This window comes from Dolichospermum circinale AWQC310F, assembly GCF_000426925.1.
Taxonomy (GTDB): Bacteria; Cyanobacteriota; Cyanobacteriia; order Cyanobacteriales; family Nostocaceae; genus Dolichospermum; species Dolichospermum circinale.
On record NZ_KE384697.1, the window covers coordinates 1 to 6,893 of the forward strand.

Consider the following 6,893-nt stretch of genomic DNA (forward strand, 5'->3'; position numbering starts at 1 on the left):
CCCCTAGACTTGGCTGCTGCTGATGTTGCTCCTGTTGCTTTGAGCGCTCCTGCAATCAACGGTTAATAACTAGAGTCTAGTTAAATAAAAAACGCTCTCCGTAAGGGGGGCGTTTTTTTGTCTTTACTTTTCACATTCGCGTTTAGTCACATAATGACGATAGCGAAACATGACTTCTAACTGTGCTTGTACTAACCAACCACTCATAAATTCCACTCCATTACCCCCAGGCATGGCATAGGTGATATGATCAGTTAATCTAGTTTTGCCGTTTTCTTCCGTAAATTCATGACGATGTATCCAGGACTCAAAGGGTCCAGATATTTGTTTATCGGTAAACAGACGATATTTTTCATAGTCTGTGTGACGTGCTAACCAAGTTAAGGGTAAAATGCCCAGAAAAAGACGAAATTCGGTAATTGCACCGGCTTCTAGTCCTCCCTCACGTCTGACTACTTGTACAGGTTGCCAAGGTGGGGTGAGTAATTGTATTATGTCTGGCCTTTCATGAAATTTCCAAACTACTTCTACTGGTGCGTTAATGATTGAGGAATGTTTAAAGTGCAACATGAACAAAAACCTAAAATTTAGCCTGTAGCCTAAACTGCTGAAAATAACGAAAATAGATGGTTATTGTGGCTCTAAATTCATTAAAATATCAGAGAATGCTCAGAATATCTTATACTGCGATCGCTAATTGTAAAGTGAAAAAATCTTTGATCAATTTTTTTGATAAATTTATTTAATTTTCTGGGCTAAATATCCATTTTTTATATGATAGTGGAGTTTGAGAAGTAATATTGATGGCGCATATTACAGTAAATTTCATTTGAATGAGCTATAATTTTAGCGGGCAAGATGCCCGCACCACAAAATTTTTATCATTAATATCTGTACCTCATAATATCGGAAACTGCTGTAGATGGGACGTGATTTGAAAGTAAATAAGGCCAAACCCAAAGAAGATCGTGGTTATTTTGGTGGTAGTGGTCGTAATTGCTATTAGTATCTATGGATTTCAGTGAGAAAAATATCCCCCTCTAGGATAATTAAGTTTATCATTAGCTCAGGAATAAATACCTGAGCTTTTTTAATGGACAGTAAAAATTTGCTGTAAATTTTGATCAAAATCCCTATGGGAAAATAAAGCCTAGAAATCAAGAATGTGAGGAGGATTAATATGAATAATATTCAAATACAAATACTTATACTGGTATGAAATTTTTTTTAAAATGCTCATAAAATTGACAGAATTATCAGCGATAGTTTAGTAATAATATAAATAATCTAGATATAAAGGATAATATTGTCAACATTTATTAGTATCGGGTGATTAGCTGAATAAAATTATTTACCAATTGACGATAAGGTCAGGAAATCTGATCATTTAGATTTAATTTCATCAAAAAGCTAAAATACTCCAGAATTAAGTCAGCAATTTAGTAAATGATTTACTCCAAGTATCATAGCGATTTATAGTAAATTATGAAATGGCAGTTATTGACACATAAACAGCGACAGATAAACCAAGCATTTACTATAGCAATGCTTACCATTGTTAGTGGGATAATTTGCATTTCTTGTAGTAATAATCAAGATATTTTAGTGACAGAAAGATCAGCAACTACCCCAAATCGAAAGATAGGAAAAACATCCAAATATGCGGAATTTTATGTTCAGGGACAAACTCAACATTTTAAAGGTAATTATCAAGCGGCCATTGCTGCCTATAGTAAATCAATTAGTCTTAATCCTGAATATGCACCAGCATTTAAAGGTCGGGGATTAGTTTATTTTGATACTGGTAATAAAGAGGGAGCGATCGCCGATTATAATCAGGTATTACGTTTAAATGCCAATGATGCGGAAGCTTACAATAATCGTGGTAATGTTTTTTCATCTATTGGGGATTATATAAGAGCGATCGCAGATTATAATCAAGCTATTAGCATCAAGCCTAAATCCGCCGAATTTTACAACAATCGAGGTAATGCTCGTGCAAACCAAGGTGATAAAAACGGGGCTTTAGAGGACTATACTCAAGCAATTCGGATCAATCAGGAATATGCTGTAGCTTATAACAATCGTGGTAATGCTTACGCATCTAGAGGAGAACAGCAAAAAGCAATATCTGATTATAATGAAGCAATTCGTATTAATCCTAATCTTGGTTCTGCTTTTAATAATCGAGGTAACGCCTATGCCGCAATTGGCGATAAAAGGGGGGCATTAAAAGACCTACAACGGGCAGCAGCTATCTTTGATAAAGAAGGAAATAAGGACTTGTATCAACAAGCAATGAAGAACATTGAAGAATTGGGACGATAATTGAGATTTCAGGACTTACGTAAAACAGCACAAAATTAGAGATAATTCATATTTTTCTTGCATAAATAAACAGATACCCGACTTACTTAAAGAGTCGGGTGTCTAAAAATTTAGACGCTTCAAGCAAAGCGAATTTTTAGATAATCATCTTCCATTTTTGCCCCTGCTGGTTGCAGTGCGGCCAAAGCTTGAGGTAATACCAAATTACGGCGATGATTACCAATAGTGATGTTTAACTCATCTCCAGTTTTTTTCAGTTGAATTTGACTTTTAGGAATGTTAGGTAAATACAGTTCTAAACTGTATTGGTTTTTGTCTTGGACAACTCTGATTGTAGTTTCTTGATAATAAACTTGAGTTGGATCTTCATCTTTGTAGAGGGTTTCTTTCAACCTTTCCAAAGCTGGTAAACCACACAATTCTTCAGAGTATAGAGGTACTTCTTTGACTGGAAGAGGTAAGAAATTATCATGAATTTCTTGACGGTATTGTTCTTGATTTTCCTTCCACCGTTGGAAAAAAGGATCTGTTACTTCTTGGGGAATAATTCGGTTAGCAATCACTAAATCTGTGGCTACATTATACAAACTTAGATAGGCGTGAGCGCGAAGAGATTCTTTAATTACCATTTTTTCAGGATTCGTCACCAGACGCACAGAGGTTTGAGTATTGTCAGTTAAAACTTTTTCCAAAGCTTCAATTTGCTCATAAAATTCATAGGGTGCGTCCATTACCTCTTTATCTGGTAAAGAAAAACCAACAATGGGTCTAAAAATAGGTTCTACAAGTGGTCTGAGGGCAACGGAAATATTTTGGAAGGGTTTGTAAAAACGACGCATATACCAACCACCAACTTCCGGCAAACTTAACAGTCTTAATGCTGTACCAGTGGGGGCAGAGTCAATAATTAAAACATCATATTCTCCTTCATCATAATGACGTTTCATTCTCACCAAGCCGAAAATTTCATCCATGCCCGGTAAAATCGCCAATTCTTCCGCTTGTATGCCGTCTAAACCCCTGGCTTGTAAAACTTGGGTGATATAGCGTTTCACAGCCCCCCAATTACCTTCTAATTCTTGCAGTGCGTCTAATTCCGCACCCCACAAATTAGGACGTACGAGACGGGCATCATGTCCTAATTCTATATCAAAGCTGTCGGCCAGGGAGTGGGCAGGGTCTGTACTTAAAACCAATGTCCGATAGCCCAGTTCTGCACAACGGAGTCCAGTGGCTGCGGCCACGGAGGTTTTACCCACGCCACCTTTCCCGGTCATTAAAATTACTCGCATCAATGATTCCTTACTGCCTGAAGTTTATTTACATTTATTTACATTATGATGGTTTTTTCAAAGAAATGAAATGCTGCTTAATTACATCTAAACGAGAACAGTACCAATAGTCAATATGAGAAACAATTAAACCGTCAGCATTCAAACGTAATTCACTCCAGCCAGAAACGGAAATATAAGGCTTCCAAGGTAGGGGAGAATTCCAACTCATAGTCCATTCAGTTTTAATAATTTCTGCCTGAGATTGGATGTTATGTAAATCCAGTTTAAGATTGAGGAAAAAAGTCTGAATAAATTTAATCATCCATTTGTAAAGTTCCAGTCCTCGAAACTTAAAAACAGCATCTTGAAAATAAACATCTTGGGCATAAATGCTGTAAGTTTGATTGACAGGAAATCTTTGATAATCAGCTTTGAGGGTTTCTATAATATCCATAAATTGTAAAGTAGGTTCGCGTTAAAAATTGTCGTTATAACAAGGGAACAGGGAACAGGGAACAGGTTTTAGGCGACTTTACTTTTGGTTACTTGTGTTGGGGGTTTTCCGTTCACCTACTTACTTATTACTTGTTGATGAAATTACCGATTACAGACTGTAGTTTTACTCTAGCATAATCTCTTTCTTCCACGGGTAAACGGGATAAAGCAAATTCAAAATCGTCCAGTTTCTCGGTAATAGCATTCACCAGTTCTTTTTGACCTTCTGCGATACTAAATCCAGATTTTTCTAACTCAATTTTTCCATTCCCTAAAGTTAAACTATTTTGGTTATGTTGTTCTAAAGTTTTTAACTGATTTTCTGCTTCAGGGCTGATCATTTCTGATTTAGTGATGTCTATGATCTCTTCAGTTGTATACTCTAAATCAGCTTGTGCTGCTTTTAATAACTGCGCTGCTTCTTTAATCTTTCTATATGCGACTTGTTGCATGATTTTTTTCTGCTCTAAAAGCAAAGATAATTCTTTTTGAGAATCGAATAAAGCTTGTTGCTGTTCTTCGATTTTAGCTACTTGGTTTTTGATTTGAGTTTGGATTTGTGCAAGGGTCATGATCTGGATTCGGGAAATGATGTTTAAAAAAATTTTGAGAAGTCAAATTCTCTCCTCAACATTGGTAAATTATTGACGGTCAAAGCCTCAATAATTGCTGGTAATAGACTTGTGTAATCTGCCTGTTTAATTCTTAATTGTGAATTGACGGCGTTAGTAATAAATAGCAGGAAATAGAAGTTCTGAATAGATATTCTATTTCCTTGTTACTTCAATTACATTTCCTGCCAAAGACCTTCTAATTGTCGTCTCCAAGCCGCTAAAACCTCCTTTCGTCCTTGGGGATTTTGGTCAATATCTCCTAATAATCCTTCTGCATAAAAACGGTCTAGATTTTGCATAGTAGCTTCTAGAGATTGTCCCTGTTGTTTCGCTGTTTTAATAATTTCGCGGATACGAATTTCCACCAAATTATTAAAAACATCATTGACACCAGTTTGATGTAATGATATCAGACGAGCGATCGCATTAGTAAAATCTGCATTACTCAAAGTGCCACTATTATGCTGGAACACTCCCCACACTACCCCATCATAAACGGCGTAGCGTGTTTCTTGAGTATCATCAAAATTAGCCTCTAGAAACTGCGTGAGAAATGCTGTAGCCTCTTGTAAAGGCATAATTGGCAGTAATACCCGCAACCAAGTATGATCTTCTGAAAGTAGCACCAATAATCGAAAATCAGTAGTTTCTACTTGCCAAGAACCAGGGGCTATAGATTTTACAACTTCAACGCTAAATAACTCCGTTAATGTACCCGCTATTTCTTCTGGTGTCATAATTATTTGTGAACTTTAGATCTAGGTTAACGCTTTTTGGGTAGATGAATTATATTTTTTATCGAACCACTCCGGCACAGAGGACACAGAGGTGGAGTGGCTGAGGATTTTTAGGCTATCTAAATATAAATATCCCTTCCCATTTCTAAAATCCTAGTTGCCACTGATTCCATGATAGAATTTACTGATAAACGATTACCTTTTTTGACTACTAATAATTCATCATCTTTAAATTTTGTTTTGAGTGTTGATAGTGAAAGAGGATGATTAAAAACTTCTACAAATTCCACCTTCACAGTTTGCCAACGGGGAGATTCAGGGCTTGATTTAGCATCATAATATTTACTGTTAACATCAAATTGTGTAGGGTCAATAATGCCAGTTTTCACAATTCTCATTAAGCCAAAAATTCCTGGCGGTTCAGCATTAGAATGATAGAAAAATGCTAAATCTCCTACTTGCATTTGTCTCAAAAAATTCCGTGCCTGATAATTACGCACACCATCCCAAATAGTCTCACCTTCCTGCTGTAAATCAGTAATACTATAAACCGTTGGTTCTGACTTCATTAACCAATAATTAATTCTATTCATCTCATAATAATTAAATCAATATGACCAAAAATTCCTTTTCCACCTCTTTCCTCCGTGTCCTCTGTGCCTCTGTGGTTCGATAAAAACAACCTCAGAGACAAACAGCGACTAACTCGTGGCCAAATTACCCCAAGCAATGTAAGGTAATTTGGCCGCAGTTGCTTTTACCTGTTGAGCATTTGCTACCAACTGTCCGCAAGCGTCCCATGTTCCACTAATAAAGGCGCTTCTTGTGCCTTGACTCATAACAACCGAGGCAGTAAAATCACCAATTTCCACTTGCAATTTTTCCAAATCTATGGTAAGAACTGCTTGAGGATTGGCCATAACTAATTCTTGCAGTTGTTTAACTACCTCTGCTTCAGCCGTTACGCATGGTATCCCCATGGCCACGCAATTACCAAAGAATATCTCCGCAAAGCTTTCACCAATAAGGGCTTTTATTCCCCATTTGGCCAGGGCTTGGGGTGCGTGTTCCCTTGACGAACCACAGCCAAAGTTGCGGTTAACTATGAGGATATTTGCCCCTTGGTATTGGATTTGGTCAAATGGGTGTTCACCGTTTAAGGCTTTTCTGTCGTCCACAAATACCCCCTCTCTTAGGTCGTCAAAGGTAATGGCTTTTAAGTAGCGGGCGGGTATAATTCGGTCGGTATCTATGTCGTTACCAAGCAGGGGGACGGCTTGACTGGATATTTGTTTGACTTCACTTACCATAATTAATTAACCACGAAGGGACGAAGGACACAAAGGAATATCTGGGACTCAATTCTGGTTTGGGCGGGCAGGATGCCCACCCCACAAGATTTTTCAGAGTTTGAGAGAGATTTTTTTGGGACTCAATTCTGGTTT

8 protein-coding genes and 1 pseudogene are annotated in these 6,893 nt (G+C 37.2%); 2 read left to right on the plus strand and 7 right to left on the minus strand.

Features of this window, described 5'->3' with window-relative positions; genetic code table 11:
- Window positions 1–123: 123 nt before the first annotated feature.
- Window positions 124–570 (minus strand): SRPBCC family protein, encoded by a 447-nt coding sequence (locus ACIR310F_RS0116210; RefSeq protein ID WP_028084732.1) that lies wholly within the window; start codon window positions 568–570, stop codon window positions 124–126.
- Between the two features lie 352 nt (window positions 571–922).
- Here ACIR310F_RS0116210 and ACIR310F_RS27485 point away from each other — a divergent pair.
- Together ACIR310F_RS27485 and ACIR310F_RS0116220 are read left to right on the plus strand one after the other, a co-directional pair.
- Window positions 923–1,006: pseudogene (locus ACIR310F_RS27485) on the plus strand (RNA-binding protein); the annotation flags it as partial.
- Window positions 1,007–1,485: 479 nt separating this feature from the next.
- Window positions 1,486–2,328, plus strand: coding sequence for a tetratricopeptide repeat protein (locus tag ACIR310F_RS0116220; RefSeq protein WP_028084733.1), 843 nt, complete (start codon window positions 1,486–1,488; stop codon window positions 2,326–2,328).
- A gap of 119 nt (window positions 2,329–2,447) precedes the next feature.
- On the opposite strand, the gene ACIR310F_RS0116225 is transcribed toward ACIR310F_RS0116220, so the two are convergent.
- From ACIR310F_RS0116225 to leuD, 6 genes are all read right to left on the minus strand, one after another.
- A complete protein-coding gene (locus ACIR310F_RS0116225; protein WP_028084734.1) occupies window positions 2,448–3,620 on the minus strand; it encodes a TRC40/GET3/ArsA family transport-energizing ATPase in 1,173 nt (390 codons plus the stop codon).
- A 43-nt stretch (window positions 3,621–3,663) separates the two neighbouring features.
- Window positions 3,664–4,056 (minus strand): DUF2358 domain-containing protein, encoded by a 393-nt coding sequence (locus ACIR310F_RS0116230; protein WP_028084735.1) that lies wholly within the window; start codon window positions 4,054–4,056, stop codon window positions 3,664–3,666.
- Between the two features lie 127 nt (window positions 4,057–4,183).
- On the minus strand, window positions 4,184–4,669 hold the full coding sequence (locus ACIR310F_RS0116235; protein WP_028084736.1) for a hypothetical protein: 486 nt from the start codon (window positions 4,667–4,669) through the stop codon (window positions 4,184–4,186).
- Window positions 4,670–4,884: 215 nt separating this feature from the next.
- Entirely contained in the window at window positions 4,885–5,448 is a 564-nt protein-coding gene (locus ACIR310F_RS0116240) for a hypothetical protein (RefSeq protein WP_028084737.1), read from the minus strand.
- Window positions 5,449–5,567: 119 nt separating this feature from the next.
- A complete protein-coding gene (locus tag ACIR310F_RS0116245; RefSeq protein ID WP_231387573.1) occupies window positions 5,568–6,041 on the minus strand; it encodes an EVE domain-containing protein in 474 nt (157 codons plus the stop codon).
- Between the two features lie 108 nt (window positions 6,042–6,149).
- Window positions 6,150–6,758 carry a 3-isopropylmalate dehydratase small subunit gene (gene leuD, locus ACIR310F_RS0116250; protein WP_028084739.1) on the minus strand — a complete coding sequence of 203 codons (609 nt, stop codon included), beginning with the start codon at window positions 6,756–6,758 and terminating at the stop codon, window positions 6,150–6,152.
- Window positions 6,759–6,893 lie beyond the last annotated feature (135 nt).

Excerpts from the sequence above, each read along its gene's own strand:
- ACIR310F_RS0116210 (WP_028084732.1), bottom strand. The coding sequence starts at position 570 with ATGTTGCACTTTAAACATTCCTCAATCATTAACGCACCAGTAGAAGTA.
- ACIR310F_RS0116220 (WP_028084733.1), top strand. The coding sequence starts at position 1,486 with ATGAAATGGCAGTTATTGACACATAAACAGCGACAGATAAACCAAGCA.
- ACIR310F_RS0116225 (WP_028084734.1), bottom strand. The coding sequence starts at position 3,620 with ATGCGAGTAATTTTAATGACCGGGAAAGGTGGCGTGGGTAAAACCTCC.
- ACIR310F_RS0116230 (WP_028084735.1), bottom strand. The coding sequence starts at position 4,056 with ATGGATATTATAGAAACCCTCAAAGCTGATTATCAAAGATTTCCTGTC.
- ACIR310F_RS0116235 (WP_028084736.1), bottom strand. The coding sequence starts at position 4,669 with ATGACCCTTGCACAAATCCAAACTCAAATCAAAAACCAAGTAGCTAAA.
- ACIR310F_RS0116240 (WP_028084737.1), bottom strand. The coding sequence starts at position 5,448 with ATGACACCAGAAGAAATAGCGGGTACATTAACGGAGTTATTTAGCGTT.
- ACIR310F_RS0116245 (WP_231387573.1), bottom strand. The coding sequence starts at position 6,041 with ATGAATAGAATTAATTATTGGTTAATGAAGTCAGAACCAACGGTTTAT.
- leuD (WP_028084739.1), bottom strand. The coding sequence starts at position 6,758 with ATGGTAAGTGAAGTCAAACAAATATCCAGTCAAGCCGTCCCCCTGCTT.